We start from the raw sequence: 25811 nt of genomic DNA, 5'->3' as shown, positions 1-25811 counted from the left end.
TTAAACCGACCCGTATAATAAAGGTGTTGTGCTTTCCTGTGAAGGTGTTCCGATGAGTTCCGTTTCGCCCGCGAAGTGCCAAGGCCCCGGCCGTCCGAAGGACATGGAGAAGCGTGCCGCCATCCTCGAAGCCGCCAAGGGCCTGTTCGTGCGCAACGCGTTTGCCGGCACCAGCATGGACGCCGTCGCGGCCGAGGCCGGGGTGTCCAAGCTCACCGTCTACAGCCACTTCGGCGACAAGGACAACCTGTTCCGCGAGGTGGTGCGGGCACGCTTGCAGGATCTGCTGCCGGAGAACACCTACGAGCTCGACCCCGATGCGGAGATCGGCCAGACCCTGCTCAACATCGCCTTGACCCACGCACGGCTCGATTGCGACAAGGAGACGGTGGGTACCTTCCGCGCCATCCTCAGCGACTGCCGGCAGGGCAATCCGCGCTACGGCCGCCTGCTGTGGGAAGAAGGTTCGATGCGCACGCACGGACTGATGGAACGCCTGCTTCACCGAGCGGTTGACGCAGGGCTGCTGGACATCGACGACGTGCCCCGCGCCGCCGTGCAGTTCTTCGCGCTGATCAAGGGCGACCTGATGATGCGCCGCATGTTCGGCTGCGACGATTGCCCGCACGCCTATGCCGCCGAGATCGAGGCAACCGCGCGCGCCGGCGTGGCGACCTTCCTGCGGGCGTATACGCCGCGCTGATCCAGTCCCGGTGCGCGGTGTGGCGCAACGCCACCCGCGCCGCGGCTCGCGAATTCCTTGCAAGCCGTTCACTCGCACTTCGCGCCCGCTCCATACGATGGAAAGATGTCTGCCGCGGCCTGCGGCAAACAAATCCACTTCGTTACCAGGAGCCGCAGCATGGCGAGCAAGCCTTTCATCACGGACATCGAGACGATCCGCAAGCGCGCGCGCGAGCACATCGATCGCGGCGCGATCACCGCCGGCTACAGCGCGGATCGCGAGACGGTCATCAAGCTGCTCAATGAAGCGCTCGCTACCGAGATCGTCTGCGTGCTGCGCTACAAGCGGCACTACTACATGGCGTCCGGGATCCACGCCAAGAGCGTGGCGGCGGAATTCCTAGAGCACGCCAACGAGGAACAGGGACACGCCGATCGCATTGCCGAGCGGATCACCCAGCTCGACGGCGCGCCCGACTTCAATCCCGCCGGCCTGCTCAGTCGCGCGCACGCCGATTACGTGGAAGGCGACGACCTGGTCGACATGATCAAGGAAAACCTGGTCGCCGAACGCATCGCGATCGACAGCTACCGCGAGATCATCCGCTACCTGGGCAACGACGATCCCACCAGCCGGCGCATGATGGAGGAGATCCTCGCGATGGAGGAGGAACACGCCGAAGACATGGCGACCTTGCTCGAAGAGCTGGGCAAGAAGGGCGAGCCGGCCAAACCGACCACAAAGCCCGCCAAGCCATTGAGCCCGTCTGGCAAGAAACGCTGAGCACGTGTCGTGTGGGCGGCGAGGCCGATCCGGGTGACGATCATCGAGGAGGGGACTACGTGACGATGTTGCACGGACAATGCGCCTGTGGCGACGTGCGCTACCAGGCGGACATCGGCAGCGGCCGACGCCGCTACTGCACTTGCGTGCTGTGCCGGCTGGCCTCCGGCGAGGCGGTGGTGGTGGGAGTGGATCTTCCCGCCTCCGCGCTGCGCTGGTGTGCCGGCGAGCCGGTGTTCTACGGGGCGGCGACGAGCCAGCTTCGCCACGGCTTCTGCGCCAACTGCGGCAGCGCCCTGTGCACGCTGCGGCAGGACGGCACGCTCAGTCTGGACGTGTCGACCCTGGACGACTGTGCCGCCATCGGCGTGCGTTCACATGTGCACGCCGACTACCGCAGGGGACCGGCGCCGCTGTCGATGGCGCTGTAGCGGCGCGTTCGCCGGATCTCGCAAAAGCAAAAGCGCGCCGAGGCGCGCTTTTGCTTCACCTGTTTACGCAGCGTGATCGATCAGCCCTTGTCCTTGGCATGACGCTCGATGCCGCGCAGGATCTCGGCCTTGGCTTCGGCGGCGTTGGCCCAGCCGTCGAGCTTGACCCACTTGCCCTTCTCCAGATCCTTGTAGTGCTCGAAGAAGTGGCCGATGCGCTCCAGCCAGTGGCCCGAGACGCCGTCGATGTCCTGGATGTGCGCATAGCCGGCGAAGATCTTCTCCATCGGCACCACCACCAGCTTCTCGTCGCCGCCGGCCTCGTCGGTCATGCGCAGCATGCCGACCGGCTTGCAGCGGATCACCGAGCCGGGGATCAGCGGCAGCGGCAGGATCACCAGCGCGTCCAGCGGATCACCGTCGTCGCCCAGCGTTCCTGGCACGTAGCCGTAGTTGCACGGATAGCGCATCGGGGTGGACAGGATACGGTCGACGAAGATCGCGCCGGAGGCCTTGTCGACTTCGTACTTGACCGGCTCGGCGTCCTTGGGGATTTCGATGATGACGTTGATTTCGTCCGGCACGTTGCGGCCGGCGCTGACCAGATCCAGACCCATGGGTGTGACCTTGTGCTAGGGATAAAGTGGGCCGACAAGGATACGGCAAGAGCTGCTGCGACGCAGCACATGAAACCTTCAGCGCAGGAAAGGCCGCTCGCGCAGCCACTTGGTGGCGATCCATTTTTCCCCGCCTGTCACGGGCAAGCCGGCGTGCAGGGAGGACGTATCACCGGTGTCGTAGGCGAAATAGACCGCCGAGCCTTTCAGCGCCGTCACGGTGAGCCCGGCGTGCGGAAAGCCGGTGCCACCGCCCGCCTCGGGCGTATTGAGGTACATCACGATGCTCGCCACGCGCTGGCCTCCGTGCTTCGTCACTGCCTCGAAACCCGGCTGGCTGGGGTCGAACCAGTCGTAGTGTGGCTCGTACTCCTGGCCCGGCCCGTAGTGCAGCACCTGCAACCCCTCGCCGTGGCTGGTGGGGACGCCAAGCAGGGCGGCGAGGCGGGCCTCAATGCGCTCGATCAGCGGCGATTCGCCGAGCCGGAAGAACATGCCGGCGCTGGTGCGGCGATCGTCCACCTGCTTGCGGCCTTCGGTGTCCACGGTCATGGCGCGCGCCAGCCGCGGGCGTGCCTGTTCGATCAGCTGGTCACATTCATCGGCGTCGAGCAGACCGTCGAGGACGCGCACCACCGGCACATCGACCGAGGCGCTGACCCGCACGCGCCGCCCGGCTGCATCGGCGAACGGCGCCAGCGGATGACGCGGCCGCACGCCGGCTGGCGGCGCGTGGCCGGTGAGCGCAGCCAGCGGCAGCTTCAGCACGCTGGCGACGATGCTGCGGCTCTCGCGCGGGTCGTAGCCGGTTTCCTTCATCAGCCGCAGCACTTCCTCTGTGCTGTGGCCGGCGCGCGTGGTGGCAAGAATCCACTCGCGCAGTTCGGGGCGGATGCTGGTGGTTCGTTTCATCGCACTCGGGCTGGTCGGAACGCCCGGGGATGATAGCGTCGGCCCGCGTGCCGGTCGCGCTGCGCCGGCACGCAGGCTTGTCGGCTTACTGCAACTGGTCCCACAGGAAGCCGTACGCCAGTGCGTGCATGTACGCCGACTGCTTGTTGTCGGCACCGGCACCGTGGCCGCCTTCGAGGTTCTCGTAGAACCACACGTCGGGCAGATCCATCGCCTGCATCTTCGCGGCCATCTTGCGCGCCTGCACCGGACCGACGCGGTCGTCGCTGGTGGTGGTGTAGAACAGCACCGGCGGGTAACGGCCATCCTTGTGCACGTTCTGGTACGGCGAGAAATGGCGGATGAAATTCCAGTCGGCGGTGTCCGGGTTGCCGTATTCGGCCATCCATGACGCGCCGGCGGAGAGGTGGCTGTAGCGCTTCATGTCCAGCAGCGGCACCTCGCAGGCGATCGCACTGAACAGCTGCGGATACAACGTAAGCATGTTGCCCATCAGCAGCCCGCCGTTGCTGCCGCCCTCGGCGCCCAGGTGCTTCGGCGAGGTCACGCCGCGATGGATCAGATCCTGCGCGACCGCGGCGAAGTCTTCATAGGCGCGCAGGCGATTGGCCTTGAGCGCCGCCTGGTGCCATGCCGGCCCGTACTCGCCGCCGCCACGGATGTTGGCGATCACGTAGACGCCGCCACGCTCAAGCCAGGCGCGGCCGATGCTGCCGCTGTAGGTGGGCTGCAGCGAGACCTCGAAGCCGCCGTAGCCGTAGAGCAGGGTCCGGTTGGAGCCATCGAGCTTGAGCGTCTTCGGGGCGATCTGGAAATACGGCACCCGCGTGCCGTCCTTCGAGGCGACGAAGTGCTGGCTGACGGTGAATTTCGACGCGTCGAAGAACGCCGGCTCGCGCTTGAGCGTCTGCACCGGCGTCGAGCCCAGCACGCCGTACTGCAGCGAGGACGGCGTGAGGAAGCCGGTGACGCCCAGCCAGTACTCGTCGCTGTTGTCCGGATCGGTGTCGACCACGCTCGCCGTGCTCAGCTCGGGCGCGCCGGCCATCGGCTCGCGCTGCCACGCGCCCGGTTGCGGCGTCAGCACCTCGAGCCGGCTCTTCACGTCGTCGAGTACGTCGAGGATGAGGTGATGGCGCGTCCAGCTGTAGGACGCCAGCGAGGTGTGCGCATCGGGTGCGAACAAGGTCGTGAAGTCGCGCTTGCCCGCCATGAAGTCGTCGAAGCGTGTGGCAAGCAGCGCGCCGGACGGATACGTGGTGTCGCCCACGGTCCACGGCGAGCGGGTTTCCACCAGCAGCCATTCGCGATGCGCCGCGGCGGTGGCGTCGTCGGGCACGTTCACCTTCAGCAGCTTGCCGTCGCGGCGCTGAAACAGCTCGCTGTGGAAAAAATCCTTGGCCACCGAGACAAAGTCACGCTCGAACCCAGGCGTGGCGTCGTGGTGGGCGCTGACGGCCAGATCGGTGGGCTTGCCGTCGTAGACAATCGTGGCCTCGGTCAGCGGCGTGCCGCGCTTCCACACCTTGACGATGCGCGGATAGCTCGATTCGGTCATCGAGCCGGGGCCGAAGTCGGTGCCCACGTAGATCGTGTCCTGGTCGATCCAGTCCACCTCGGTCTTGGCCACCGGCAGCACGAAGCCGTCGCCGACGAACTGTTTGCGCACCAGGTCGAATTCGCGCACCGCCACGGCATCGCCTCCATCGGGCGACAGCGACAACAGGCAGCGTTCGTATGCCGGCTTGAGGCACTGCGCGCCCTTGAACACCCAGCGCTTTCCCTCGGCCTGATTCAGCGCGTCGATGTCGAGCAGCACCTCCCATGCCGGCGACGTCTTGCGGTATTCCGCCAGCGTCACGCGACGCCACACGCCGCGTGGGTGCGCCTTGTCGCGCCAGAAGTTGTAGAGGTACTGCCCCATGCGGTTGACGTAAGGAATGTGCTCGTCCGAATCGAGCACTTCCAGGATCCGCTCGCGATCTTGCGTGAAGGACCCGCCGGTGGCGAACCGGTCGGCGGTGAGCGCGTTCTGCCGCTTCACCCACTCCATTGGCCTGATGCCGTGGATGTCTTCCAGCCAGAGGAAGTCGTCCTTCGGAGCGGCGTCGGCCGGTACGGAACCCGGTGTCTGTGCGTGCGTCATGCCCGCGAGTGTGACGCCGAGCGCGAGCGTCAGCCAGATCGAGGTTTTACGCAGCATGTCGTGATCCTTGAACGAGTGAGCGCTCCCCCGAGCGCAAGTCCGTCAAGTCTGTGCGGCCCGCACCGGTCGGAAACACATGACCAACGGCAGGGTGCCGAAAGTCATGCGGCAATCTGCGCCATATCGCTCCATCCGCCGTCTGGTGCGGCTGAGCGCGCAATCGGCCGCGACACTATCGACCAAAGTCGTCAACCCAAGCCATTACAGCGAGTTGACAGCAACGTTAAATTCGCATGATCGTTCGGAAAAGGATTTCGAAGCTGCGTGTTGCGTCACGCGGATTCTCATGGATGAGTGGTAGGCGCACACCGAAGCGTCATGCCAGGGGGTAGTGTCGACGAGGCCACAGGGGCCGAGCGGCGTGCACATTTTCCAGGGGAGAATTCAATGAATCGCAAGTTGCTCTATGTGGCATTAGGCGCAGCGCTGGCGTGGGGGACGCCGGTCGCTTTGCTTCACGCGCAGTCCGCGTCCGACCAGAACTCGACTGATCAGTCTTCCGACAACTCGTCGCAAGACAAGCCGGATCAGAAAGCCAAGAAGCTGGAGACCGTCACTGTCACCGGTTCGCTGATTCCGCAGGCGGAGATCGAGACGTCCGCGCCGACGGTGCAGATCACCGCCGAGCAGATCCAGACGCGTGGCTATGCCAACGTCTACGACGTGCTGCGTTCGCAGCCGCTGGCCACCGGCCAGGTGCAGGACAGCCAGTTCGCCGGTGGCTTCACCCAGGGCGCGACTACGGTCAGCCTGCTGGGGCTCGATCCGGGGTTCACGCTGATCCTGCTCAACGGCCATCCGCTGGCCGACTATCCGCTGCTCTACAACGGCAGTAGCAACTTCACCGATCTATCGTCGATCCCGGTGTCGATGGTTGACCACATCGACATCCTGCCCGGCAACCAGTCCGCGATTTACGGTTCCAGCGCCATCGCAGGTGTCGTCAACATCGTGCTGAAAGATCACGTCGATGGCATCAACGTGACCGCGCGCATGGGCGGCTACAGCGAGGGCGGCGGTGAAAATCAGCGTGTCAGCATCACGGCCGGTCACAGCTGGGGAAAACTCGATTTCACGGGCGCCCTGCAGCTGGAGCACTCTGCGCCGATCTGGGGCTACGACCGCAGTTACACCGATTCATCGGCTGACAATCCCACGCTGAACGGCGGTCCGGTCATTCCGCCGCGCGCTGTGCTGATCCTCAACGGCAATACCGGCAAATATGTTGATCCGGGCGCTGCCGCTTGCGGCAACCTGTCCGCAGGCTACGGTGGCACCTTGCGCTACGTGAATCGTCCCGGCAGCGGTTATTACTGCGGAAGTGATTACTCGAACGGCTATCAGACCTTTGTAAACGGCTCCAAGGCAGCTAGCGTCTATCTCAACGCGAAGTACCACGCTACCGACAACGTGACGTTCTACGGCGACCTGCTCTACAACCGCAACAAGATCAAGCTCAACAGCGGTTCGCGCTTCTGGTTCTCGTCCATCGATACCGGTGGTTACTTCGTCAACGCGAACACGGGCCGGTTCGAGCTGTGGCAGCGATTCTTCACGCCGGAAGAGATTGGCGCATCGACCAACAACGACAATCAGACCTCCGACAGCTACACCGTGACTGCCGGTGCACAAGGCACCTTTGGGAAGTCGAATTGGGACTGGAACGCCTACTATTTCCGTTCCGAGCAGAAGGTCAAGGACAGCATGCTGTGGCCGCTCAAGTCCAAGGTTGAGCAGTTCTTCCTCGGGCAGCAACAGGGTGACTACTACGGGTATCCGATCTATGCGCCGGATGCAAACCGCATGTACACGCCCATCACCGAGGCGGATTACCGCGGCTTCAGCGCGGAGGATCAGGCCACTTCCAAGACCTACACGCAGAACGTGAACCTGCAGCTGACCAATACGAGTCTGTTTTCGCTGCCTGCAGGCGATGTCGGTGTAGCTGGGTTGCTGCAGGCGGGTGAGCAGTACTGGGAGAACCCCACCGACCCCCGCGTGATCGCTGGTGATTTCTGGGGCTTGACGGGCACTCAGGGCGCGGGAAAGCGTCGCAACTATGCAGCGGCCCTCGAGTTCCGCGTGCCGATTTTCAGCATGCTCTCGGCCAACGTGTCGGGCCGTTACGACGACTTCCGCTACGGCGGTCAAACCGACTCCAAGGCTACCTACAAGCTCGGGCTGGAGTTTCGCCCGTTTGACAGCCTGCTGATCCGCGGCAACTACGCCACGGCGTTCCGCTCGCCGGACATGGGCTATCTGTTCGCCGGCCCCAGCGGTTACTTCACACAGGGTACCGACTACTACTACTGCCGCACGCAAGAGCCCAACGTGCCGATCTCCAACTGCACCCAGAATGCGGTCAACATTTCGGGGCGCCAGGCGGGCAACATCAAGCTCAAGAGCATCACTGCCAAGTCGTGGGGTTATGGTGTTGTCTGGTCGCCGACCGCCGCGTTCACGATGAAGGCCGACTACTACCACATCAGCATCGCCAACGAGGTCAACAGCCTCAGCATCGACCGCATTCTTCAGGACGAAGCCAACTGCCGTATCGGATCCAATACCGCTGGTGATCCGTACGATATCAATTCCGGTCTGTGCCAGAGCGAGCTGGCCCTCGTGCATCGCCTCCCGGCGAACAATCCGCAGAATCCGAACGGTCTTTCGGCGGTCGATACTCTGCCGATCAATATCTCGGACGAGGTGGTCAATGGCGTGATAGCCAGCGCAAACTGGCGTCACGATATGGGCAGCTGGGGCACGCTGGGCCTGGGCGCGGACTACAACGTCCTGCTCAAGCATACCTATCGCCAGATTGCCGGCGACCCGGTGCAGGACCTGCTCGGGCTGCGCAGCTACTACAACGGCTATCGCGACGTGGCGACCGGCAACATCGACTGGGAGATCGGTGACTGGTCGTTCTCGGTGCTCGGTACCCGCCGCGGCAAGACGTTCAACTACGCGGGTACCGGCAAGGTGGGTGCCTGGACCACGTACAACGCCAGCATGAGCTACAAGTTCAGCGAGTCGATCGACCTCTCGCTGATCTCCAACAACGTCACCAACAAGCGGCCGCCGTTTGACAAGACGTTCGCGGCTTATCCGTACTACAACATCTTCAACTACAACCCGCTCGGACGTGCCATCTGGTTCCAGGCCACGATCCACTTCCAGTAATAAGCGCGATGTGCTGAACCCGAGGGGCCGGTCGAAAGACCGGCCTCTTCTTTTGCGTTGATGTGGGAATGGCCGGACGGCCTGGAGGGCGTGACTTCGTTGTCCGTCGTGGAGAGCTATCCGGACGGATCGCGATCAATGAAAAAGGCCCCGCGCTATGCGGGGCCTTTATTTGGCCTAACAGACTCACATCGGGGTTTAGAGCAGCGGAATCAGCAGCAGCGCCACGATGTTGATGATCTTGATCAGCGGGTTCACAGCCGGGCCGGCGGTGTCCTTGTAGGGGTCGCCGACGGTGTCGCCGGTGACGGCGGCCTTGTGCGCCTCCGAGCCCTTGCCGCCGTGGTGACCGTCTTCGATGTACTTCTTGGCGTTGTCCCAGGCGCCGCCGCCGGTGGTCATCGAGATCGCCACGAACAGGCCGGTGACGATGGTGCCGATCAGCACGCCGCCCAGTGCCTTCGGCCCCAGCAGCAGGCCGACCACCACCGGCACCGCGACCGGCAGCAGCGAGGGCACGATCATTTCCTTGATCGCCGACTTGGTCAGCATGTCGACGGCGCGCGAGTAGTCCGGCTTGCCCGTGCCTTCCATGATGCCGGCGATCTCGCGGAACTGGCGGCGCACTTCCTCCACCACGGCACCGGCCGCACGGCCCACCGCCTCCATCGCCATCGCGCCGAACAGGTAGGGAATCAGGCCGCCGATCAGCAGGCCGATGATCACCATGTGGTCGGACAGGTCGAACTGCATCGCGGTGTAGGTGGTGCCCGCGGCGAGCGCCTTCGCTTCGCCGGCGACGTTGAGGTTGTGCGTGTAGTCGGCGAACAGCACCAGCGCGGCCAGCGCGGCCGAACCGATCGCGTAGCCCTTGGTCACCGCCTTGGTGGTGTTCCCGACCGCATCGAGCGGATCCGTGACGCCACGCACTTCCGGCGGCAGGTCCGCCATCTCGGCGATGCCGCCGGCGTTGTCGGTGATCGGGCCATAGGCGTCCAGCGCCACGATCATGCCGGCCATCGACAACATCGCGGTGGCGGCGATGGCGATGCCGTAAAGGCCGCCCAGGGCAAACGCGCCCCAGATCGCCGCGCAGATCACGATTACCGGCAAGGCCGTGGCCTTCATCGAAATACCCAGGCCAGCAATGATGTTGGTACCGTGGCCGGTGGTGGATGCCGCTGCGATGTGTTGCACCGGTTTGAACTGGGTGCCGGTGTAGTACTCGGTGATCCAGACGATCAGGCCGGTCAGTACCAGGCCAATCAGTGAGCAGTGGAAGATCGCGTGACTTGAGATCGCCGCGCCATCGTGGGCGGTGAGTCCTTGTGGCAGAAGGTCGGCCGTGACGAACCAGAAGGCAATGGCCGAGAGCACCGCCGAAGCAATCACACCCCGATAAAGCGCGCCCATGATCGAGCCGCCGCTTTTCACGCGCACAAAGAAAGTAGCGATGATGGAAGCAATGATGGAGACGCCGCCGAGCAGTAGCGGATAAAGCACGGCATCGGTGTTGCCAGCAAAGGTCAGCCCGCCCAGCAGCATGGTCGCGATCAGCGTCACCGCGTAGGTCTCGAACAGGTCGGCCGCCATGCCCGCACAGTCGCCCACGTTGTCGCCCACGTTGTCGGCGATCACCGCCGGGTTGCGCGGGTCATCCTCGGGAATGCCGGCTTCCACCTTGCCGACCAGGTCGGCACCCACATCCGCGCCCTTGGTGAAGATGCCGCCGCCGAGGCGGGCGAAGATCGAGATCAGCGAGGAGCCGAAGGCCAGCCCGACCAGCGCATGCAGCGCGCGCTCGCCGGTATAGCCGAAGTGCTGCAATGCCATGTAGTAGCCGGCCACGCCGATCAGGCCGAGTCCCACCACCAGCATGCCGGTGATGGCGCCGCCGCGGAACGCCACGTTCATCGCCGCCGCCAGTCCGCTGCGTGCGGCCTCGGCGGTGCGCACATTGGCCTGCACCGAGACGTTCATGCCGATGTAGCCGGTGGCGCCGGAGAGCACCGCGCCGAGCGCGAAGCCGATCGCCGTACCCCAGTCCAGCGCGAAGCCCACGATCACGAACAGCACGACGCCGACCACGCCGATGGTGGTGTACTGGCGGTTGAGGTAGGCGCGCGCGCCTTCCTGGATCGCCGAGGCAATCTCCCGCATCCGCTCGTTGCCCGCCGATTGCGCCATGATCCAGCGCGCCGAGAAACCGCCATACAGGATCGCTATCACCGCGCACGCCAATACGATCCACACGCCATACTGCTGCAGCATCGGAACCTCCCCATGAGTTGTCACCGTGGTGCCGGGCGGTTCGCGAACGCGCCCGAGATGGCCGTCCTGAACGGGCGGTCCCGCCGAGTATAGGCAGAGGCCGTGACGCAGAACGTTGTGCGTCGCAGCGCACAGCGCTTGGCTGGTGCAGCCACAAAAAAAGGCGGCGCCTTGCGGCGCCGCCCCGGGTCCGGTTCCGATCTGCCGGACGTCAGTGCAGCACGATGTCCAGGATGATGCCGGTGGCAACCGCCACGAGCAGGTACTGGCCGTCATCGCCACGCACCCAGTGGTAGCCGCGCGGCGGAGGACGCAGGCGGTACTCGTCGTAGTCGCGAATAACCACAACCCGACCGTCGTAGCGATGACCACGCTCCCAGCGGTGGCCTGGCGGCACCCAGTCACGATCGTGCCCACGGCCGTGGCCCCGATCATCACCGTGATAGCCATCGTCGTCGTCGCCGCGATCGTGACCGTGTCCGTGCCCGTGGCCTCGGCCCTGGTCGTACCAGCCATGATCGCCACGATCGCCGTGGTCCGGCTGGGCCAGCGCCAGGCCGCTACAGCCGAGCAGGGCGGTGGCGAGCAGGGTGGAGATGAAAATCTTCATGGCGTCCTCCTTTTGGACGGCGACCGCGTTGCGGCCTCGGGTGTCACGCCGCAAGAGTATGCGTGGCTTGCTGAATCGATTGCCTGTCATGGCCACTTATCTTTCAGAGCAAAGTCATCAAGCTGAGCGGGCCGTTCATTCTGTCCGCGGGGGCAGCCGCCTGGCTACTGGCGAGAGCTTCAAGGTGCCATAAGCGGGAAGTCCGTCACGCCGCCAGGGCAGGGGCGCTTCGCCGGCGATCAGCGGCGAGAGATAGCGGCGGGCGGCGTCGGTGATGCCGAAGCCGTCGCGCCGGATGAAGCCCTTGGGCATCTTCTTTTCCTTGTTGGCGATCTTCGCCAGCGGCGCCGGCTCCACCTTCCAGCGATACGGCGCATCCGACGTGCGCACGATCACCGGCATCACCGCATTCATGCCGGCCAGCGCGTAGTCGACCGCCGCCTTTCCCACCGCATAGGCCTGCTCGGCGTCCACTTTCGAGGCCGCGTGACGCGCCGATCGCTGCAGGTAGTCGGGTAGCGCCCAGTGGTACTTGTAGCCAAGCCTGTCCTTCACCAGCTGCGCGAGCATCGGCGCCACGCCGCCGAGCTGGCTGTGGCCGAACGCGTCGCGCGTGCCGGCCTCGGCGAGGAACTGGCCCTGCGCGTTGCGCACGCCCTCGGACGCCACCACGGTGCACCAGCCCACGCGCTCCACCGTCGCCTTCACCTTGGCCAGGAACGCGGCTTCATCGAACGCATTCTCGGGGAACAGGATGATGTGCGGCGCCTCGTCCGGCCCGTTGCCGGCCAGTCCCGCGGCGGCGGCGATCCAGCCGGCGTGGCGGCCCATCACCTCGAGGATGAACACCTTGGTGGAGGTCTCGGCCATCGAGGCCACGTCCAGACTCGCCTCCAGTGTGGATATCGCTGTGTACTTGGCCACCGAGCCGAAGCCCGGGCAGCAGTCGGTGACGGCCAGGTCGTTGTCGACCGTCTTGGGCACGCCGATGCAGCGGATGTCGTAGCCCATCGCCTTGCCCAGCTGCGAGACCTTCAGTGCGGTATCTGCCGAATCGTTGCCGCCGTTGTAGAGGAACCAGCGGATGTCGTGGGCGCGAAACACGTCGATCAATCGCTCGTATTCGGCGCGGTTCGCCTCCAGCGATTTCAGCTTGTAGCGGCAGCTGCCAAAGGCGCCGCCGGGGGTGTGGCGCAGGGCGGTGATCGCGGCGCGGGTTTCCTTGGCGGTATCGATCAGGTCCTCGCGCAGGGCGCCGAGGATGCCGTTGCGCGCCGCGTACACGCTCACGCCGCGCGCACGGGCCGCCTCGATCACGCCCGCCGCGGTGGCGTTGATCACCGAGGTGACGCCGCCGGACTGCGCATACAGCAGGCGGCCTTCGATCGTGCGGGATGCTCGGGTCATGCGTTTCTCCTGGAGGGTGGGCGCCGCGGCAATCTGACTTTGGCAGGGGAGACAGTGACTTGGCGCATGCATGCAGGCCATTTCGTTTGACGGCCCCCCATGCAGACGCTACTTTGATCGTCATTTTGATAATCCAGCGTAGCGCCGCAGGGTGCGGTCCGACGCGGATGGTGTGGAGCATTATGCGACTCGTGCTACTCGGCGCGCCCGGTTCGGGCAAGGGTACCCAGGCCACTCGACTCAAGAGCGAGCTCGGCGTCCCCCATATCTCCACGGGCGACATGCTGCGCGCCGCCGTGGCCGCCGGCACGCCGCTGGGCATGAAGGCCAAGGCGGTGATGGATGCCGGGCACCTGGTGTCCGACGACATCCTGCTCGGCATGCTCGAAGAGCGCCTGGCGCAGGACGATGCGCGCAACGGCTTCATTCTCGACGGCTATCCGCGCAACCTGGCCCAGGCCTCCGCGCTGGACGAACTGCTGGCCAAGATCGGCCAGCCGCTCGACGCCGTGGTGAAGCTGGAAGTGCCCAACACCGCGATCATCGAACGCTGCGAGCTGCGCTTCGCGGCCGAGGGCCGGGCCGACGACAACCCCGACACCGTGCGCCGCCGCCTCGGTATCTATGCGGAGCAGACCGCACCGGTGGCCGAGTTCTACGCCCGTCGCGGCAAGCTGCAGGTGGTCGATGGCGTGGGCGACCTCGATGAAGTCACCGCGCGCGTGAAGCGCGCGCTGACCGGTGACTCGGCGGTAGCCAGCGGCTGATCGCGCGCCGAAGCACTTTAACGTTCCACAACGGCAGCGCCTGTGCGCTGCCGTTGTCGTTTGCGGCGGGCGATACTGCCCGCTCCATCGAGCGCCGCGGGCGCGCGACACCCAGCAAGGACTTTCCATGCGTCTGCACATCCTCGGCATCTGCGGCACTTTCATGGGCGGCGTGGCGGCGCTCGCGCGCGAGCTCGGCCACTCCGTGGAAGGCAGCGATGCCAGCGTCTATCCGCCGATGAGCACGCAGCTGGAGGCGCTGGGCATTCGCCTGATGGAGGGCTATGCCGCCGCGCACCTGCAGCCGGCGCCGGACCTGGTGGTGGTGGGTAACGCGATGACGCGTGGCAATCCCGCCATCGAATACATGCTCGACGCACAGCTGCGCTACATCTCCGGCCCGCAGTGGCTGGGCGAGACGCTGCTGCCCGGGCGCGAGGTGCTGGCCGTGGCCGGCACCCACGGCAAGACCACCACCACCAGCCTGCTGGCGCACCTGCTCGAAAGCGCGGGCATGGCGCCGGGTTTCCTGGTCGGCGGCGTGCCGGGCAACTTCGGCGTGTCGGCGCGCCTCGGTGAGGGCAAGCCGTTCGTGATCGAGGCGGACGAATACGACACGGCGTTCTTCGACAAGCGCTCGAAGTTCGTGCACTACCGCCCGCGCATCGCCATTCTCAACAACCTGGAATACGACCACGCGGACATCTTCCCCGACGTGGCGGCGATCCAGCGCCAGTTCCACCACCTCGTGCGTACGGTGCCGGGGAACGGTCGGCTCATCGTCAACGCGCACGATGGGTACCTCACCGAGGTGCTGGCGATGGGTTGCTGGACGCCGGTGGAGACCTTCGGCATCGGCCAGGGCGACTGGCAGGCCGAGCTGATCGAGGCGGACGGCACGCGCTTCGCGGTGAGCCTGCGCGGTAAGCGATTGGGTGAGATCCACTGGCCGCTTCTGGGCAACCACAACGTGATGAACGCGCTGGCCGCGCTCGCGGCGGCTGCGGCGGCCGGCGCTGACCCCGCGGCGCTGCTGCCGGCGTTCGCGGATTTTCGCAGCGCCGCACGGCGCATGGAGCAGGTGGCCGTGGTGGATGGCATTACCGTCTACGACGACTTCGCCCATCACCCCACGGCGATCGCCACCACGCTGGCCGGCCTGCGTGCCAAGGTCGGCCATGCGCGCATCCTGGTGGCGCTGGAGCCGCGGTCCAATTCCATGCGCCTGGGTGCGCATGCCGAGGGCCTGGCGCCGTCGCTGGCTGTTGCCGATGCGGTGGTATTCCTGCATCGGCCCGAGCTGCCGTGGGACGCGCATAAGGTCACCGACGCGCTCGCCGGACGCGGCACCACCGTGCCGTCGGTGGACGCGTTGATCGAGGCGCTGCGCGCGCAGGCGCAGCCGGGCGACCACGTGGTGTTCATGTCCAACGGTGGTTTCGAGGCCGCGCCGCGGCGCTTTGCCGAGGCGCTGCGCGCCGGCTGATCCGACGCTCAGGCCAGTGGCGCGTCGAAGCAGGGTGGGCGGCGCTGGTACTCGCGCTGCGCGGCGAACCACACGCCGAAGGCGAAGCTGATCGTCAGCAGCGCCAGCAGCGCGCCGCCGATGCCGAGGCCCAGCGCGCCGAGCAGCACGTAGCCGCCCCAGTACGTGGCCATCGCGCCGAGCACCACCACGATGTTGACCAGCCCGCGGCCTAGGCTGCCTTCCGGCCCGATCAGATGCACCGCCAGCGCTACCAGGCTGCCGGCCACGGCGACGATCGCGGCGGTCAGCAGCATGCGGCCCGGCTCGGTCGCATGCACCAGCACGATGCCCAGCGCGGTGTAGGCCAGTGCGCTGAGCGCAGTCACCGGCACCAGCAACAGCAGCGCGTCGACCAGGGTCTTCTGGTAGTCGCTGCGCGAGGCGGGCGCCAGCGTCAGATAGAGGTCAGCCAGGTTCGGCCGCATGCGCAGCATGCCTCGGCCCAGTTGCGGAAACCGGCTCAGCGACAGCAGCACCGCGTACGCGCCGATCACCGCGGCGTTGTAGTGCGGCCGGTGCTGGATGACCACGAAGTACAGCGTCACCATCGCCGCCACCAGTGCGAGGCGAAGGGCGATCGCCGGCGGGTTGTCGTGTGGCAGCAGCAGGCTGCGGATCAGTGCCAGGCGCTGGCGCGCGCCGGGGCGGCGGCGGTAGCTGGCCAGCGCGCGCTCCATCGCCCGCTGTGCCATGCCGTCGAACCACACGTTGACGCGCTTGATGATGGCGCCGCGCCGGGGGGCGCCTTCCATCGACGGCGACTGCAGCCGGCCCAGACCGGTGCTTTCCAGCGGCGACACGTCAGGCTCGCGGTCGTCGATGCGCAGCAGCGGCCGCAGCACCAGCTTGAGAATGAGCGCGGCCGCGAGCAGCAGCGCCACCGGCGTCAGCGGCGAGTGCAGCGCAGCTTGAGCGATCTTCGCCGCCAGTTGCGGCATCCAGCCGGCGGCGATCACCACCAGCCAGATCAGGAAGCTGGCGCGCTGGCCGGTGCCGCTGGCCAGCCCGATCGCGGCGGCGAGCAGCAAGCCGGTCGTCACCAGCCAGACGTACGGCATGCCGCACACCGCCGCGAGCAACGCAGGCAATAGCACCCACAGCGCGACATCGAGGATGGCCAGCTCGCTCAGTCGGCGCCGGAACTGCGGCAACAGGAAACTCTCCGGCCGACACAGCCCGCGCAGCACCTGCCCCTGGCCGAGATGCCAGAACCAGCCGCCGAAAAACACCAGGCTCATGCCGATGCCGGCGAGCGCCTGATCACCACGCACCGACCACACCAGCATGCCCATGCCGTAGACCCACAGCCCGCCGGCCAGCACCACCAGCACCGGCATCCGTCGCCACAGCTGCAGCGAGAGCTGCCAGACCGCCTTCATGCCAGCTCCACGAACAGGTCTTCCAGCGTGGGGGTCTCGATCTGCAGGGTGGCCTGCTCGCGCGCGGCCAGCGCGTCGAGGCTGTCCAGCGTGGGATCTTCCACCAGCAGTTCGGCGCGCTCGCCCTTTACCGAGGCCTTGAGCAGGCCGGCGACGACCGGTGCCTGAGGCCAGCCGGCGGCACGGGTGAGCACCACGCGGCGCAGATGGGAGCGCAGCTCGGCCAGCGGACGGGTGAACTGGATGCGCCCGTCGCGCAGCAGGGCAATGTCGGCGTCGGCGCGCTCCAGGTCGGCGGTGATGTGGGTGGAGAAGATCACCGTCTTGCCCGGCGCGCGCATCAGTTCCAGCAGCTCGGCCATGAAGGCGCGGCGCGCCTGGGGGTCGAGGCTGGCGACCGGTTCGTCCAGCACCAGCAGGTCCGGTTCCGGCGCGATGGCGCGCACGATCGCCAGCTTCTGCCGCTGGCCCTGCGAGAGCTGGCCGATCTTCTGCTTCGGGTCGAGCTGCCATTCGCCCAGCAGGCGGTCGGCCAGCGGGGCGTTCCAGCGCGCGTAGAAGGCGGCAGTGAAGTCGAGATACGCGCGCACCTTCATCCACGGGAACAGGTCGAAGGTCTGCGGCACGAAGCCGATGCGATGCATGCGTTCGCCGCCCGGTTCGGTCATCGGTGCACCGAACAGGCTGACCTCGCCACCGTCGATCGGCGACAGGCCGAGCAGGCAGCGCAGCAGGGTGGTCTTGCCGGCGCCGTTGCGGCCGAGCAGGCCGATCACGCGGCCGGCGGGCACGCTCCAGTCCAGCGCGCGCAAGACCTCGCGCTTGACAAATGATTTGCTGAGCTGCGACACCTGCAGCACCGCATCGGCATCGTGCGCGGGCAGTGGCGGCAGGGCGGCGGCGGGCGTGAGTTCGAGGGCGGACATCCTTGGCTCCGGGGGCGATTCAGACCATTCAATGTGCGGCAGTGTGCCGCTGGCGTCCAGTCACCGGCGCCCGGCGGCTGAATCGACGCGGAGCCGTCGGTAAACTCGCGGCCATGGCCGACCCCACTCCGCTCGTCGAACTGCCGCTGTTCCCGCTCGCGACGGTGCTCTATCCGGGCGCGCTGCTGTCGCTGCGCATCTTCGAGCCACGCTATCTGGACATGGTGCGCGACTGCGCCCGCCAGGGCACCGGTTTTGGCGTCTGCCTGATCCTGGACGGCTACGAGGTGGGCGATCCGGCGCTGCCGGCGGCGGTGGGCACGGTGGCGACGATCACCGATTTCCACAACACCGCCGAAGGCTTGCTGGGCATCGTGGCGCACGGCGGCGCGCGCTTCCGCGTCGAACGCACCCGCGTGCTGGCCGACGGCCTGCTGCGCGGCGAAGTGCAGCTGTGGCCGGACGAGCCGCCGATGGAGGTACCGCTGGAGTTCGGTCTGCTGCAGACCATCCTGGAGCGCCTGGTGGAAACGCTCGGGCCGCACTGGCGTGACGCGCCGCGCAGCGCTTACGACGACGCCAGCTGGCTGGGTTTCCGCATGGCCGAACTGCTGCCGCTGGCCAGCAGCGAGCGCCAGGCCCTGCTCGAGCTGACCGATCCCGTGCAGCGGCTGGTCGAGCTGCGCGACATTCTTCCGCGCTTCCAGCGTCCCTGACCCGGCGCCCCGGGACGCGGCGCTACACTCCCCGCTTTCCCTCACGAAGGAGCGGCGCCGTGGGCTCACTGGCGGGCAAGACCCTGTTCATCACCGGCGCCTCGCGCGGCATCGGGCTGGCCATCGCGCTGCGCGCTGCGCGCGACGGCGCCAATGTGGTCATCGCGGCGAAGAGCGGCGTGCCCAATCCCAAGCTGCCCGGCACCATCCACAGCGCCGCTGAAGCGGTCGAGGCGGCCGGTGGACGCGCGCTGGCGCTGAAGGTGGACATCCGAGAGGAAGAGCAGGTGGTCGAGGCCGCGGCCCGCGCGGCCGACCACTTCGGTGGCATCGACATCCTGGTCAACAACGCCAGCGCGATCTGGCTGGCCGGGGTGGAAGGCACACCGATGAAGCGATTCGACCTGATGCACCAGGTCAACACGCGCGGCACCTTCCTCGCTACCCAGGCCTGCCTGCCCTATCTGAAGCGTGCCGCCAATCCGCACGTACTGATGCTGGCCCCGCCACCCACGCTGGACCCGAAGTGGTTCGCGCCGCACACCGCCTACACCATCGCCAAGATGGGCATGAGCCTGTGCGTGCTGGGCATGGCCGAGGAGTTCCGCCCGCTGGGCATTGCGGTCAACGCGTTGTGGCCGCGCACCGTCATCGCCACCGCGGCGATCGCCATGATCGACGGCGTGCGTCCGGAGCACTGCCGCACGCCCGAGATCGTGGCCGATGCCGCGCATGCCCTGCTGGTGCGCCCGGCGCACGACACCACCGGCCGCTTCGCGATCGATGACGAGGTGCTGGCCGAGGCCGGAGTCAGCGATCTGGATCGTTATGCGGTCCAGCCTGGCCAGCCTTTGCTGCGGGATCTGTTCCTCTGACGCGAATTCAGCCCGGGCACTACGGGACCGCCGGAAGTTCCTGATGCCAAAGCCTTTACGGCGAGCCCATGTCGGATTTCCCCTACGCAATTTGTTGCCTGGACCGTCCCGCGTTACGGCGTAATATCGTGAACTGCATCACGCTTTTCGTTCACCAGGGCAGGTGGTGAGACGTCAAGCAGGGGCGTGCGGGGGAGGGATGAAGCCATGCAGTCGGGACTTGTCGCAGCGCGACGCTGCGTTATCTGGTTTGGCCAGCCATCCAAATGCGAGTGCGATGCGCTGGCGCAGTCGGGTTGGTCAATCCGCCGGGTCCATGCGATGGATGGCGAGCTGCGCGTGCGCAGCGGCGACATCGTGGTGGCCATGGCGGATCTGCGCGACAGCGACGAGGCCGCGCTCGATGCGATGGGTGAGCTCATCGCCGCCCATCCGCGCCTGATCTGGCTGGCGCTGGTACCTCCACGGATGCCGGCACAGAGGCTGCGCGTGGAGCGTGTCCTGCAAGCCAGCATCGATTTCTTCACCGCGCCGGTGGATCTGGGACGTCTCATCGAGACGTTGGGCACCATCGCGGGCGGACGGCCGCATGTATCGGCTGGCGACCTCGACGGCATCGTCGGGCGTAGCCCAGCAATGCAAACGACATTCTCGCGCCTGCGCAAATTCGCGCCGGTCGACCTGCCGGTGCTGATCACCGGCGAGACGGGGACCGGCAAGGAGGGAGCGGCCAAGGCGCTGCACCAGCTGTCGGTGCGTGGCGGCAAGCCGTTCGTGGCGATCAATTGCGGTGCGCTGCCGGTGAATCTTGTGCAGTCGGAGTTGTTCGGCCACGAGCGTGGTGCGTTCACCGGCGCCAACGCCCGGCGGATCGGACACATCGAGAGCGCGGCGGGCGGCACGGTGTTCCTCGACGAGATTGGCGACCTGCCGCTGGATGCGCAGACCAGCCTGCTGCGTTTCTTGCAGGAGGGCACGATCGAGCGGCTGGGATCGAGTCAATCCATTCGTACCGATGCCCGGGTGATCGCCGCCACCCATGTCGACCTGGAACAGGCCGTGGCGGCCGGCCGTTTCCGTCAGGATCTCTACTACCGCCTCAACGTGCTGCGCCTGTCGATGCCGCCACTGCGCGAGCGCGAAGGCGACGTGGAACTGCTCGCCCAGCATTTCCTGGACCGTTTCCGCGAGCACCACGCGTGTCGCGCACGCGCCTTCAGTGCCGGTGCGCGCGCCGCGATGCGCCGGTTTGCCTGGCCCGGCAACGTGCGCGAGTTGATCAACCGCGTGCAGCGGGCCGCGGTGGTTGCCGAGGATGCGCTGGTCAGCGCCGCGGACCTGGATCTGCCAATGCCGGGCAACGGTGCCAGTGCCATCGCCGCGCTGGGCGTCACGCGCGTTGCCGCCGAACGGGAGGCCATCGTGACCTGCCTGCGCGAAAGCCGGTTCAACATCAGCGAGTGCGCGCGACGCCTGCGCATCTCGCGCGTCACGGTCTATCGGCTGTGCAAGAAGCACCGTCTCGCGCTCGACGAGCTGCGCTGAACGAATCGATTGGAGGAAATCCCCCGGCCCGCAGGGGACGGGCCGGGGGTTCCGTCGGGTGATCCGGGCTCCCCCGGGTCACCGCTCTCGTGGGCTGCCATCTCCGCAGCCGTACATATCCGACCTGCCCACCTCCCGTTCCACCGACCGCCGTGCACGGCTTACGACGAGCTGGCTGGCGCGCGAGCTTGAGCATGCTTGGAGGAAATGACATGCCATCCCCCCTATCGCTGCGGAAGAGATGAGCAAGTGGCGTGCCACTGCCGTGTTTTCGCGCAGTGACGCGATCTCCGCCGCCGATTGGCTGCGACAGGCCCGGTCGAGGTGTAACGGCGTTTTACAGGCTGCTTTCCGTTCGACCGCTGCGGAAGTGAGGCTGGGCAGCAGCTGCCAGGCCATTTCCCGGGGGTGTAACAGACCTGATACAGGAGCAGGCGCGTTTACACCGGCGACAGGCAGGGCCGTGGCAAGGCCGTGATGCAAAGCAGCAGGCTTGGACTTACGATGACGGACCCATTTCCACCTGCAACCGGCGCCTTCGCCGCGCCCGTCGGATCCCCCATGCACGCGCCCCCTTCGTTGATCGATCTCGGCAAACGCTACTGGTTGCCGGTGTACAAGCCGCGCGAGCTCGTGCTCGATTACGGCAAGGGCGCGCGGGTGTGGGACACCGAGGGACGCGAGTACATCGATTTCGGCGCCGGCATTGCAGTGAATGCGCTGGGCCACGCCGATCCCGATCTCGTCGCCGCGCTGGCGACGCAGGCGCACAAGCTCTGGCACAGCTCCAACGTGTTCTACACCGAGCCGCCGCTGCGACTGGCCGAAGAGCTGGTGCGTGCGTCGGGCTTCGCCGAGCGCGTGTTCTTCTGCAACTCTGGCGCCGAGGCCAACGAGGCGGCGATCAAGCTGGTGCGCAAGTGGGCCGCCTCGAAGGGGCGTGGGCCTGAGCGCCGCACCATCATCACCTTTCATGGCTCCTTCCACGGACGCACGCTGGCCACGGTGACCGCCACGGCGCAGCCGAAGTATCAGCAGGGTTACGAGCCGCTGCCCGCCGGTTTCCGCTACCTCGATTTCAATGATGTCGCTGCGCTCGAGGCGACCTTCGCCGAAGGCGACGTCGCCGCCGTGATGCTCGAACCAGTGCAGGGCGAAGGTGGCGTGCTGCCGGCGGCGCCCGGTTTCATCCGTCGCGTGCGCGAGCTCTGCGATGCGCACGACGCGCTGCTCGTGCTGGATGAGATCCAGTGCGGCATGGGGCGCACCGGCACTTTGTTCGCGCACGTTCAAGACCACGTGGTGCCGGACATCGTCACCTTGGCCAAGGCGCTGGGATGCGGCTTCCCGATCGGCGCGATGCTGGCCGGACCGAAGGTGGCCGAGGTGATGCAGTTCGGTGCGCACGGCACCACGTTCGGCGGCAACCCGATGGGCGCGGCGGTGGCGCGCGTGGCGCTGGCCAAGCTGGCCTCGCCCGAAGTGCTGTTGAATGTGGAGCGGCAGGCGAACGATCTGCGCAAGGGCCTGGCAGCGATCCATGCCGAGCTCGGCCTTTTTGCCGAAGTACGTGGTCGCGGCCTGATGATCGGCGCGGTGCTGGCCGACTCCTGGAAGGGGCGCGCCGGCGAGGTGCTCGATCACGCGGCCGCGCACGGCTTGCTGCTGCTTCAGGCCGGGCCGGACGTGCTGCGTTTCGTGCCGCCGCTCACCTTGAGCGATGAAGATGTGGCTCAGGGGTTGCTGCGCCTGCGCGCTGCGCTGCTCGATTTCATGCGGCCTGCGGATACGGCGGCAGCGGAGATGTCCCGATGAAATACCTGCACACGATGGTGCGCGTGCGCGATCTCGATGCTTCCTTGCGCTTCTATTGCGAAGGCCTGGGGCTGCGCGAAATCCGGCGCCGCGACGTGCCAGCCGGCCGGTTCACCCTGGTGTTTCTCGCTGCACCGGAGAGCTCGGAGGCGGAGATCGAGTTGACGCACAACTGGGATTCCAGCGAGGACTACGGCTCGGCGCGCAACTTCGGCCATCTCGCGTTTCGGGTGGAGGACATCTACGCGCTGTGCGCCCACCTGCAGTCGATGGGCTACACGATTCATCGTCCGCCGCGTGACGGACACATGGCCTTCGTGCGTTCGCCCGACCTGATCTCGGTGGAACTGCTGCAGGCGGGCGAAGCGCTGCCACCGGCCGAGCCGTGGGCGTCCATGCCCAATACCGGCAGCTGGTAGATCCGGTCAGGCGGTGCGCGCTTCGCGCAATGCTTCGCGGGCGGCCTGCAGCGTGTCGGCAATGTCCTGGTCGCTGTGCGCGCTGGACATGAAGCCGGCCTCGAAGGCCGACGGTGCCAGATACACGCCGCGCGCCAGCATGCCGTGGAAGAAGCGGTTGAACATCGCAGTGTCGGTCGCCGTGGCCTGGTCGAACGTCTCCACCTGTTCCGCGGTGAAGAACAAGCCGAACATGCCGCCGACGCGAGTGGTGCTGAACGGCACGCCCTCACCATCGGCGACCGCCTGCAGGCCGTCGCAAAGCAGCCGGGTGCGGCTGGCGAGCGTGTCATGGAAGCCTGGCGCCTGCACCAACTCCAGCACTGCCAGGCCGGCGGCCATTGCCACCGGGTTTCCACTCAGGGTGCCGGCCTGATAGATGGGGCCGGAAGGCGCCACCTGCTCCATCAGGTCGCGTCGACCGCCGTAGGCGCCCACCGGCATGCCGCCGCCGATGATCTTGCCGAACGTGGTGAGGTCCGGGCGCACGCCGTAATGCGCCTGCGCACCGCCGAGCGCCACGCGGAAGCCGGTCATTACTTCGTCGAAGATAAGCAACGCACCGTGCGCGTCGCACAGTTCACGCAGGCCCTGCAGATAACCCTCGCGGGGCAGGATGCAGTTCATGTTGCCGGCCACCGGCTCGATGATCAGGCCGGCGATCTGCTCGCCCTGTTCGGCAAAGAGCGCCTTGGCGGCATCGAGGTCGTTGTAGGGAAGGGTGAGCGTGAGGTCGGCGTTCTGCTTGGGCACGCCCGGCGAGGTGGGAACGCCGAAGGTCAATGCCCCCGAGCCCGCCTTCACCAGAAAGCTGTCGCCGTGGCCGTGGTAGCAGCCCTCGAACTTCACGATCTTGCTGCGGCCGGTGGCACCGCGCGCCAGCCGGATCGCCGACATGGTCGCTTCGGTGCCGGAGTTCACCATGCGCACCATCTCGATCGAGGGAACCAGCCGCGTGATGGTCTCCGCCATGGTGACCTCGGCCGGGCAGGGCGTGCCGAAGGACAGGCCGTTGCGGACCGCGCGCTCCACCGCCTCACGGACGGCGGGGTGATTGTGACCGGCGATCATCGGCCCCCACGAGCCGATGTAGTCGATATAGCGCTTGCCCTCGACATCCCACAGGTAGGCCCCGTCGGCACGGGAGGTGAAGAACGGCTCGCCGCCAACCGACTTGAACGCGCGCACCGGGGAATTCACGCCGCCGGGCATCAGCTGGCGGGCGCGCTGGAAGAGCTCGTGGTTGTTCATCAGATACGTTTCCGGGTCAGGCGGTGAAGAGCGCGGCCATGTTCGCCGCAGCGGCGCGCGTGTCGTGGGCGCCATAAATGGCCGATACAGTCGCGATGAAGTCGGCGCCAGCGTCGACCAATAGCCGCCCATTGTCCGGCGTGATCCCGCCAATCGCCACCCGGGCAATGCCGAGCGTGGCCGTCTGCCGCAGCAGATCCAGCGGCGCATGCCCCGCGTGTGGCTTGGTGGGGGAAGCGAAGAACGCACCGAACGATACATAGCTTGCGCCAGCCCTGGCTGCGTCAAGCGCGAGTTCGATCGAGGCGTAGCAGGAGACGCCGACGATCGCCTGCGACCCGAGCACGGCGCGCACCGCCGCCGGGTCTCCATCGGCCTGGCTGAGGTGTACGCCCGCAGCGCCGACGGCCTGTGCGAGCGCGATATCGTGATCGATGATCAGTGGACGGTCGTAACGGGCGCACAGCATCGCCAGCGCCGTGGCCTCGGCGCGGCGGCGCAGGTGGTCGTCGCTCAGGTCCCGGTACTGAATCATGGCGACCCCGCCGGCCAGCGCCTGTTCGCTGCGTTCGATCAATCGATGGGGCTGGCCATCAGTGATGGCGTAGATGCCGCGCGGCAAGAGTGTGCTCATGGGGGCGACATGATGCCCGATCGCCAGCCGCGCGTGCGCCTTTCGCCCCGGCCTGCGAGTTGCGAGAATGGCCGTCCATTCTCGAGTACGGATCAGTCAATGACACAGGGCAGCACCGAATCGGCATCGCGCAAGTGGATGTGCGTCGTATGTGGCTTCATCTATGACGAGGCGCTTGGCCTGCCGGAAGAGGACATCGCCCCGGGCACGCGCTGGGAGGATGTGCCCGACACGTGGACGTGTCCGGACTGCGGCGCGACCAAGGACGATTTCGAGATGATCGAAGTCGACTGAGTCCTGCCTCATTCCGCCCCGCCGTTGCCCGATGGCGTCATGGTGGAGCCTGCGGCGAATGATGTGATGCACCTGCGCCCGTGCGGGCGTGTGCACAGGAGCATCGACATGAAGCAGTTCATCCCTTTCGAGGACGACTGGGCGATGGCTGAAGCGCTGGCCGGCCATCGTCTTGTTCCCTATCAACCGGGCATGCGTTGCGTCCATCCCGGCGACGCCGCTTCGTTGTCACCGGGTGATGCAGTGCGAACAGAAGATCGAAACTTGTTCGCGCCCTCTTCACAGCCGTCGCTCCCGGCGCTATGATTCTCGCCCCTCGACGAGCGAGTCGCTCGATGGAGGTTCTACCGCCTCACGGCAGCGCGAAAAAACATTTCGCGCAGGTGTTGACGAGGTAGAAGATCGATGTAGAATGTGCGGCTCACCCGGGGCGAAATGCTTCGGGGCGATTCGAGAAACGGATCGCAAGTGATTGATCTTTGACAGTGTGCGCAGGTGACTTGTGTGGACGCCTTGCAGTG

Annotated in this window: 24 protein-coding genes; 14 read left to right on the top strand and 10 right to left on the bottom strand. The window is 66.4% G+C overall.

Annotation, left to right across the window (positions count from 1 at the left end; genetic code table 11):
• Nucleotides 1-52 precede the first annotated feature (52 nt).
• The 3 genes from ISP17_RS17480 (at nucleotide 53) to ISP17_RS17470 (ending at nucleotide 1899) form a co-directional block, all read left to right on the top strand.
• Nucleotides 53-703, top strand: coding sequence for a TetR/AcrR family transcriptional regulator (locus ISP17_RS17480; protein ID WP_404635455.1), 651 nt, complete (start codon nucleotides 53-55; stop codon nucleotides 701-703).
• A gap of 159 nt (nucleotides 704-862) precedes the next feature.
• A complete protein-coding gene (locus ISP17_RS17475) occupies nucleotides 863-1468 on the top strand; it encodes a ferritin-like domain-containing protein (protein WP_404635453.1) in 606 nt (201 codons plus the stop codon).
• A gap of 65 nt (nucleotides 1469-1533) precedes the next feature.
• A complete protein-coding gene (locus tag ISP17_RS17470) occupies nucleotides 1534-1899 on the top strand; it encodes a GFA family protein (RefSeq protein ID WP_404636046.1) in 366 nt (121 codons plus the stop codon).
• Nucleotides 1900-1979: 80 nt separating this feature from the next.
• Here ISP17_RS17470 and ppa read toward each other — a convergent pair whose 3' ends face one another.
• From ppa to ISP17_RS17455, 3 genes are all read right to left on the bottom strand, one after another.
• A complete protein-coding gene (gene ppa / locus ISP17_RS17465) occupies nucleotides 1980-2516 on the bottom strand; it encodes an inorganic diphosphatase (protein WP_404635451.1) in 537 nt (178 codons plus the stop codon).
• A gap of 78 nt (nucleotides 2517-2594) precedes the next feature.
• The gene (locus ISP17_RS17460) at nucleotides 2595-3428 is read right to left on the bottom strand and encodes a 2OG-Fe(II) oxygenase (RefSeq protein ID WP_404635449.1); all 834 of its coding nucleotides are present in this window, start codon (nucleotides 3426-3428) and stop codon (nucleotides 2595-2597) included.
• Nucleotides 3429-3513: 85 nt separating this feature from the next.
• Nucleotides 3514-5574, bottom strand: a complete 2061-nt coding sequence (locus ISP17_RS17455; RefSeq protein ID WP_404636044.1) for a prolyl oligopeptidase family serine peptidase — start codon at nucleotides 5572-5574, stop codon at nucleotides 3514-3516.
• A gap of 136 nt (nucleotides 5575-5710) precedes the next feature.
• On the opposite strand from ISP17_RS17455, the gene ISP17_RS17450 reads away from it, so the two are divergent.
• Both ISP17_RS17450 and ISP17_RS17445 read left to right on the top strand, forming a co-directional pair.
• Entirely contained in the window at nucleotides 5711-5935 is a 225-nt protein-coding gene (locus ISP17_RS17450) for a hypothetical protein (protein ID WP_404635447.1), read from the top strand.
• An 86-nt stretch (nucleotides 5936-6021) separates the two neighbouring features.
• Nucleotides 6022-8814, top strand: a complete 2793-nt coding sequence (locus ISP17_RS17445; RefSeq protein ID WP_404635445.1) for a TonB-dependent receptor plug domain-containing protein — start codon at nucleotides 6022-6024, stop codon at nucleotides 8812-8814.
• 198 nt (nucleotides 8815-9012) lie between these two features.
• Here ISP17_RS17445 and ISP17_RS17440 read toward each other — a convergent pair whose 3' ends face one another.
• The 3 genes from ISP17_RS17440 to ISP17_RS17430 form a co-directional block, all read right to left on the bottom strand.
• A complete protein-coding gene (locus ISP17_RS17440; protein ID WP_404635443.1) occupies nucleotides 9013-11085 on the bottom strand; it encodes a sodium-translocating pyrophosphatase in 2073 nt (690 codons plus the stop codon).
• Between the two features lie 211 nt (nucleotides 11086-11296).
• A complete protein-coding gene (locus ISP17_RS17435) occupies nucleotides 11297-11695 on the bottom strand; it encodes an RcnB family protein (protein WP_404635441.1) in 399 nt (132 codons plus the stop codon).
• A 135-nt stretch (nucleotides 11696-11830) separates the two neighbouring features.
• Nucleotides 11831-13102: a 6-phosphofructokinase gene (locus ISP17_RS17430; protein WP_404635439.1), complete on the bottom strand. Its 1272-nt coding sequence runs from the start codon at nucleotides 13100-13102 to the stop codon at nucleotides 11831-11833.
• 182 nt (nucleotides 13103-13284) lie between these two features.
• Here ISP17_RS17430 and ISP17_RS17425 point away from each other — a divergent pair, with 182 nt between their 5' ends.
• Both ISP17_RS17425 and mpl read left to right on the top strand, forming a co-directional pair.
• Entirely contained in the window at nucleotides 13285-13869 is a 585-nt protein-coding gene (locus ISP17_RS17425; RefSeq protein ID WP_404635437.1) for an adenylate kinase, read from the top strand.
• 127 nt (nucleotides 13870-13996) lie between these two features.
• Entirely contained in the window at nucleotides 13997-15355 is a 1359-nt protein-coding gene (gene mpl / locus ISP17_RS17420) for a UDP-N-acetylmuramate:L-alanyl-gamma-D-glutamyl-meso-diaminopimelate ligase (RefSeq protein WP_404635435.1), read from the top strand.
• An 8-nt stretch (nucleotides 15356-15363) separates the two neighbouring features.
• Here the strand turns inward: mpl and ISP17_RS17415 are convergent, their stop codons facing one another.
• Nucleotides 15364-16776 carry a hypothetical protein gene (locus ISP17_RS17415; RefSeq protein ID WP_404635433.1) on the bottom strand — a complete coding sequence of 471 codons (1413 nt, stop codon included), beginning with the start codon at nucleotides 16774-16776 and terminating at the stop codon, nucleotides 15364-15366.
• Nucleotides 16773-17702, bottom strand: a complete 930-nt coding sequence (locus ISP17_RS17410; protein ID WP_404635431.1) for an ABC transporter ATP-binding protein — start codon at nucleotides 17700-17702, stop codon at nucleotides 16773-16775. The genes ISP17_RS17415 and ISP17_RS17410 overlap by 4 nt, the downstream gene beginning before the upstream one ends.
• A 113-nt stretch (nucleotides 17703-17815) precedes the next feature.
• On the opposite strand from ISP17_RS17410, the gene ISP17_RS17405 reads away from it, so the two are divergent.
• The 5 genes from ISP17_RS17405 (at nucleotide 17816) to ISP17_RS17385 (ending at nucleotide 23072) form a co-directional block, all read left to right on the top strand.
• Entirely contained in the window at nucleotides 17816-18418 is a 603-nt protein-coding gene (locus ISP17_RS17405; protein WP_404635429.1) for an LON peptidase substrate-binding domain-containing protein, read from the top strand.
• 59 nt (nucleotides 18419-18477) lie between these two features.
• Entirely contained in the window at nucleotides 18478-19293 is an 816-nt protein-coding gene (locus ISP17_RS17400; protein ID WP_404635427.1) for an SDR family oxidoreductase, read from the top strand.
• 207 nt (nucleotides 19294-19500) lie between these two features.
• On the top strand, nucleotides 19501-20838 hold the full coding sequence (locus ISP17_RS17395; protein ID WP_404635425.1) for a sigma-54 dependent transcriptional regulator: 1338 nt from the start codon (nucleotides 19501-19503) through the stop codon (nucleotides 20836-20838).
• 561 nt (nucleotides 20839-21399) lie between these two features.
• Nucleotides 21400-22653 (top strand): acetylornithine/succinylornithine family transaminase, encoded by a 1254-nt coding sequence (locus ISP17_RS17390; protein WP_404635423.1) that lies wholly within the window; start codon nucleotides 21400-21402, stop codon nucleotides 22651-22653.
• Nucleotides 22650-23072, top strand: coding sequence for a VOC family protein (locus ISP17_RS17385; RefSeq protein WP_404635421.1), 423 nt, complete (start codon nucleotides 22650-22652; stop codon nucleotides 23070-23072). Before ISP17_RS17390 ends, ISP17_RS17385 begins: the two co-directional genes overlap by 4 nt.
• 6 nt (nucleotides 23073-23078) lie before the next feature.
• Here the strand turns inward: ISP17_RS17385 and hemL are convergent, their stop codons facing one another.
• Both hemL and thiE read right to left on the bottom strand, forming a co-directional pair.
• The gene (gene hemL / locus ISP17_RS17380) at nucleotides 23079-24362 is read right to left on the bottom strand and encodes a glutamate-1-semialdehyde 2,1-aminomutase (protein ID WP_404635419.1); all 1284 of its coding nucleotides are present in this window, start codon (nucleotides 24360-24362) and stop codon (nucleotides 23079-23081) included.
• 16 nt (nucleotides 24363-24378) lie between these two features.
• Complete coding sequence (gene thiE, locus ISP17_RS17375; protein ID WP_404635417.1) at nucleotides 24379-24996, bottom strand: thiamine phosphate synthase; 618 nt, start codon at nucleotides 24994-24996, stop codon at nucleotides 24379-24381.
• Between the two features lie 99 nt (nucleotides 24997-25095).
• On the opposite strand from thiE, the gene ISP17_RS17370 reads away from it, so the two are divergent.
• Together ISP17_RS17370 and ISP17_RS17365 are read left to right on the top strand one after the other, a co-directional pair.
• Nucleotides 25096-25290: a rubredoxin gene (locus ISP17_RS17370; protein WP_404635415.1), complete on the top strand. Its 195-nt coding sequence runs from the start codon at nucleotides 25096-25098 to the stop codon at nucleotides 25288-25290.
• A gap of 108 nt (nucleotides 25291-25398) precedes the next feature.
• A complete protein-coding gene (locus ISP17_RS17365; RefSeq protein WP_404635413.1) occupies nucleotides 25399-25596 on the top strand; it encodes a hypothetical protein in 198 nt (65 codons plus the stop codon).
• The last annotated feature ends 215 nt before the right edge of the window (nucleotides 25597-25811 follow it).

It is taken from the genome of Dyella ginsengisoli, from assembly GCF_044904665.1.
In the GTDB taxonomy this organism is placed as follows: Bacteria; Pseudomonadota; Gammaproteobacteria; order Xanthomonadales; family Rhodanobacteraceae; genus Dyella_A; species Dyella_A ginsengisoli.
The sequence above is the reverse complement of the archived record's forward strand: the minus strand, read 5'-3'. Positions and strand labels throughout refer to the sequence as shown.

Bases quoted from the DNA above. Each gene is read 5' to 3' on its own strand.
- thiE (WP_404635417.1), bottom strand. From the start codon at position 24,996: ATGAGCACACTCTTGCCGCGCGGCATCTACGCCATCACTGATGGCCAG.
- ISP17_RS17435 (WP_404635441.1), bottom strand. From the start codon at position 11,695: ATGAAGATTTTCATCTCCACCCTGCTCGCCACCGCCCTGCTCGGCTGT.
- ISP17_RS17430 (WP_404635439.1), bottom strand. From the start codon at position 13,102: ATGACCCGAGCATCCCGCACGATCGAAGGCCGCCTGCTGTATGCGCAG.
- ISP17_RS17425 (WP_404635437.1), top strand. From the start codon at position 13,285: ATGCGACTCGTGCTACTCGGCGCGCCCGGTTCGGGCAAGGGTACCCAG.
- hemL (WP_404635419.1), bottom strand. From the start codon at position 24,362: ATGAACAACCACGAGCTCTTCCAGCGCGCCCGCCAGCTGATGCCCGGC.
- ISP17_RS17470 (WP_404636046.1), top strand. From the start codon at position 1,534: ATGTTGCACGGACAATGCGCCTGTGGCGACGTGCGCTACCAGGCGGAC.
- mpl (WP_404635435.1), top strand. From the start codon at position 13,997: ATGCGTCTGCACATCCTCGGCATCTGCGGCACTTTCATGGGCGGCGTG.
- ISP17_RS17480 (WP_404635455.1), top strand. From the start codon at position 53: ATGAGTTCCGTTTCGCCCGCGAAGTGCCAAGGCCCCGGCCGTCCGAAG.
- ISP17_RS17390 (WP_404635423.1), top strand. From the start codon at position 21,400: ATGCACGCGCCCCCTTCGTTGATCGATCTCGGCAAACGCTACTGGTTG.
- ISP17_RS17445 (WP_404635445.1), top strand. From the start codon at position 6,022: ATGAATCGCAAGTTGCTCTATGTGGCATTAGGCGCAGCGCTGGCGTGG.
- ISP17_RS17460 (WP_404635449.1), bottom strand. From the start codon at position 3,428: ATGAAACGAACCACCAGCATCCGCCCCGAACTGCGCGAGTGGATTCTT.
- ISP17_RS17410 (WP_404635431.1), bottom strand. From the start codon at position 17,702: ATGTCCGCCCTCGAACTCACGCCCGCCGCCGCCCTGCCGCCACTGCCC.
- ISP17_RS17370 (WP_404635415.1), top strand. From the start codon at position 25,096: ATGACACAGGGCAGCACCGAATCGGCATCGCGCAAGTGGATGTGCGTC.
- ISP17_RS17405 (WP_404635429.1), top strand. From the start codon at position 17,816: ATGGCCGACCCCACTCCGCTCGTCGAACTGCCGCTGTTCCCGCTCGCG.
- ISP17_RS17385 (WP_404635421.1), top strand. From the start codon at position 22,650: ATGAAATACCTGCACACGATGGTGCGCGTGCGCGATCTCGATGCTTCC.
- ISP17_RS17455 (WP_404636044.1), bottom strand. From the start codon at position 5,574: ATGACGCACGCACAGACACCGGGTTCCGTACCGGCCGACGCCGCTCCG.
- ISP17_RS17475 (WP_404635453.1), top strand. From the start codon at position 863: ATGGCGAGCAAGCCTTTCATCACGGACATCGAGACGATCCGCAAGCGC.
- ISP17_RS17395 (WP_404635425.1), top strand. From the start codon at position 19,501: ATGCAGTCGGGACTTGTCGCAGCGCGACGCTGCGTTATCTGGTTTGGC.
- ISP17_RS17365 (WP_404635413.1), top strand. From the start codon at position 25,399: ATGAAGCAGTTCATCCCTTTCGAGGACGACTGGGCGATGGCTGAAGCG.
- ISP17_RS17450 (WP_404635447.1), top strand. From the start codon at position 5,711: ATGACCAACGGCAGGGTGCCGAAAGTCATGCGGCAATCTGCGCCATAT.
- ppa (WP_404635451.1), bottom strand. From the start codon at position 2,516: ATGGGTCTGGATCTGGTCAGCGCCGGCCGCAACGTGCCGGACGAAATC.
- ISP17_RS17440 (WP_404635443.1), bottom strand. From the start codon at position 11,085: ATGCTGCAGCAGTATGGCGTGTGGATCGTATTGGCGTGCGCGGTGATA.
- ISP17_RS17415 (WP_404635433.1), bottom strand. From the start codon at position 16,776: ATGAAGGCGGTCTGGCAGCTCTCGCTGCAGCTGTGGCGACGGATGCCG.